At 64.1% G+C, this 4,088-nt stretch carries 1 protein-coding gene and 1 pseudogene; both read right to left on the bottom strand.

The features are described 5' to 3' along the window. Positions 1–120: 120 nt before the first annotated feature. Positions 121–2,765, bottom strand: a pseudogene (locus tag WAW17_RS11830) (protein kinase domain-containing protein); the annotation flags it as partial. Between the two features lie 305 nt (positions 2,766–3,070). Continuing rightward, the coding region (locus WAW17_RS11825) for an AMP-binding protein (RefSeq protein WP_422333170.1) at positions 3,071–4,088 on the bottom strand (1,018 nt) is incomplete at its 5' end.

The following is a 4,088-nucleotide window of genomic DNA, read 5'->3' as shown; positions in this document are numbered from 1 at the left end:
CGCAATCTCCAAACACCGAGCCAAGGGCGACATCGACCGCACCAACTACCACGCCGAGATCAGCATCAGCATCCTCATACCAGCACACTTGACAACAGACCCGCCGCCCTAACTGCGCGGCATTGGGACTAACGGGCCGATAGTTCGCGCGTGGAATGGCGCCGCCCAGTCCTGCCACCGGCGTGCCGCGTCGAAGTCGAAGTGATAGATCGCCTCGAAGGACGCCAGGTCTGCGGCGACCGACAGAACGAACGGACGCAGTGTGTCCTGCCGTACGAGGCAGTCCGAGACCCGTTGATCCACCCCGTCGATCCGGTCTTCGAAGGCAGCAGCGACGCCTCGGATGAGTGAGGCCTCGACCAGCATGTCTGAGAGGTTGTCACCCGTCGCGGGGAGCCTTTCGAGGGACGCATCCAGGGACTCCACCGCCGTCTGTACCACCGCGGGGTCGTGGTGCAGCAGGACGTGCGCCCAGGCCTCGGCGAGCTTAAGACGCGGCCGATGGTTAACCAGCTGTGATGGCACCTTGGCGATCAAGCCCAGCAGTGTGGCCATCTGGGAATGCTCGATCAGCCCGGAGGCGTGATCCTCGACAAGATCGACTGCCCGGTCCTCGTCACCGGCTGCCAGCGAGTGATCAACGGCTTCGCTCAGTTGTCCGTCATCGGCGAACCAGCGCGATGCGCGACGGTGCAGTTCGGTGAGTCGCTCTGGTTGGTCACGCTCCAGCCGACGCTGCAGAAAATCAGCGAACAGATGGTGATAACGAAACCACTTCCGGTTCTCGTCCAATGCATGTAGGAACAGATCGCGCTCTTCTATCTCTTCGAGCAGGGCCTGTCCCCGATCGACGTGGGTGAGCGCCGAGGCGAGGTCACCGCATATTCGCTTGCTCACAGACGTAGCCAGCATGAACTCGAGAATTTCCGGCTCAAGGGTATTCAGAACGTTCTCGGCGAGATACTCGGCGATGACCCGATGGCGACCCGACAGGTGGCTGATGAATTCGGTGGGATCGGCTCGACCGCGCACGGACAGGGACGCCAATTGCAGGGCGGCGATCCACCCGTCGGTGGACTCACACAGATCCGCGATGTTCTCCGGTTCGAGCACCAGACCGCCAATGTCGACCAGAAACTGTTTGGACTCGTCGGCATCAAAGCGTAAGGCGGCCGAATCAATTTCCACCAGCTCGTCTCGCACGCGCATCCGGCCGAGCGGAAGACCCGACTGGGTCCTGCTGGTCACGACAATTTGAAGGTGATGGCAGCCGTTGTCGAGCAGAAATGCCATTGCGTCAATCGTCGCGGGGTCCGTTACTCGGGACCAGTCGTCGATGACGACGACCAGTCGCGTCCCGCGGTCATGGATCTCGTTGAGCAAAGATGTGAGTACGTAGCGTTCGGCCTCGTCGCCCTGTTCCTCGAGTGCCGCGTCCAACGCGCCTGCCAGGTCGGACCGCACGCGGCGGATTGACTCGACTAGGTGCGCCAGGAACCAGACCACGTTGTTGTCGTCAGAATCAATGCTCAGCCAAGCGACATGGACCCCCTCGTCGACGAGGGCGTCACGCCACTGGGTGGCCAGTGTGCTCTTTCCAAACCCTGCGGGGCCGTGGATCACGATTAACCGACGCCGGTGTGCGCCGTGTAGCCGCTCTACGAGTCTGTCGCGCTCGACAAGTGCGCGTGTCACGGTGGGTGGCCGGTACTTGGTCGAGGCGCTCGGTGGCCTCCTCATTGGATACCGGTGCGAGCGTGTCGGATATCGTCGTGATCCCTCATCAAGCTGGGTGGCCTGGTCGCTGGATTCCTTTGACGGGCTCCCGGTCGACTTTGGGGAGGGCGGTTCTTCGAGCCTCAGTGCGGCCGGGAGCGGAATATGGTCGACGTCGAGGCCGTGGCGGCGTTGCAGCTCGCGCAGTTGCTCCCCGAATTCGGCTGCGGAGGTGGGGCGGTCGGACGGATCACGTGCCATCGCTCGCTCAACAGCGGCGCACACATCATCGGGGATTCCTTCGCGCGGTATCTCGGGAACCTGTTTGCTCGATATCCGCAGAAATTGGGAGACGAGGCGCTCACCCGCTCGTCGTTCGAAGGCCACGTGCCCGGTGATCAGGCAGAATAGTGTGGCACCGAGACCGTATATCTCGGAGGCGATGGTCGGGGATTCACCAGCGAGCACTTCTGGTGCGGTGAAGGCGGGAGACCCGGTCACCACACCGGTGCCCGTCTCGAAACTGGAAGGTACGCGGGCGATGCCAAAATCACTAAGCTGAGGCTCCCCGTACTCTGTGAGCAGGATATTTGCGGGCTTGACATCGCGGTGCAGTATCCCCACCCGGTGCGCAGTCTCGAGGGCACCGACCAGCTTGACCCCGACGCGAAGCGCCTCGTGCCACCCCACTGGACCGTACCGACGAATCGACGCCTCCAGCGAATCCCGCCGGTGGTACGGCATGACAATATACGGGCACCCAGTCGAGGTCACCCCGGTGTGAAGGACATCGACAATATTGGGATGGCCCGAAAGGCGGCCCATTGCCCGCTGCTCACGGAGGAACCGAGCACGGCTGTCGCTGTCGAAGTTTGCCGACAGGACCTTGACCGCGACGACGCGGTCGAGGGCACGCTCAAGACACCTATACACGACGCCGAACCCCCCTGCCCGATCTTTCGGGCGTCTTCGAAGCCCTCCGATTCAAGTTCGGCCACAATAGGAGCGTTCAGGTGGCGCGCATCCACACCCGGTTCAGAGTCGGTCACAAGCGACTCACCTCTGCGCGTTGCGATACAGCTAACATGGTCCTACCACCCATTATGCCGAACGTTGGGGTTACCCCCCAGGGTCGATCACTGTCCAGCGCCAGGGCCAGCGGTCGGCACCGGTCCGGGCGGTCGGCAACCTCGCGTCCAACCACAGTGCCCGATTGCTCGAATGGGCCCTCCGGTGGCTTGCACCCGACCTTCCGGATAGGTTGTCGTCTCCCGACAATTGCTCGTCCCGCATTAGCCCGTCACCTGGGTCGGCCGCGGCGCAAGCGCCCGCGCGTTGTGCGCGTCGGAGCGCCCTACTTGCCGCGGATCGCGTCGAAGACCTTGGGGTCGACGAGCGTGGACGTGTCGCCGAGGTCGCGGCCTTCGGCGATGTCCTTGAGCAGGCGTCGCATGATCTTGCCCGACCTCGTCTTGGGGAGTTCGGGGACGATCGTGATCTGGCGGGGCTTGGCGATCGGGCTGATCTCCCGGGACACTTCGGCCTTGAGTTCGGCGATGAGGGTGTCGCCGGTGTTCTCGACGCCCTCGCGGAGGATGACGAACGCGACGATGCCCTGGCCGGTGGTCTCGTCCGCGGCGCCGACGACGGCGGCCTCGGCGACACCGTGGTGTCCGACGAGGGCGGATTCGACCTCGGAGGTGGAGATGCGGTGCCCGGAGACGTTCATGACGTCGTCCACGCGGCCGAGCACCCACAGGGCGCCGTCCTCGTCGTACTTGGCGCCGTCGCCGGCGAAGTACCAGCCCTGCTCGGGGTAGCGGGACCAGTAGGTTTCGCGGTAGCGGTCCATGTCGCCCCAGATGCCGCGGAGCATCGCCGGCCACGGCTTGTCGAGCACGAGGTAGCCGGAGCCGCCGGCGCCGAGTTCGTTGGCGTCGTCGTCGACGATCTTCGCGGAGATGCCGGGCAGCGGTGCCATCGCCGATCCGGGTTTGGTGGCGGTGATCCCGGGAAGCGGGGAGATCATGATCGCGCCGGTCTCGGTCTGCCACCAGGTGTCGACGATCGGGGCCGTGTTCCCGCCGATCACCTCGCGGAACCACTTCCACGCTTCGGGGTTGATCGGTTCGCCGACCGAGCCGAGGAGCCGGATCGAGGACAGGTCGTGGGCGTCGGGAATCTCGCGGCCCCACTTCATGAAGGTGCGGACCAGGGTGGGTGCGGTGTAGTAGATGCTGACGCGGTACTTCTCGATGATCTGGAAGTGGCGGTGCTCGTCGGGGGAGTTCGGGGTGCCCTCGTAGACCACCTGGGTGACACCGTTCGACAGTGGCCCGTAGACGATGTAGCTGTGGCCGGTGACCCAGCCG

This window comes from Rhodococcus sp. (in: high G+C Gram-positive bacteria), from assembly GCF_049286785.1.
Taxonomy (GTDB): Bacteria; Actinomycetota; Actinomycetes; order Mycobacteriales; family Mycobacteriaceae; genus Rhodococcus_F.
The sequence above is the reverse complement of the archived record's forward strand: the minus strand, read 5'-3'. Positions and strand labels throughout refer to the sequence as shown.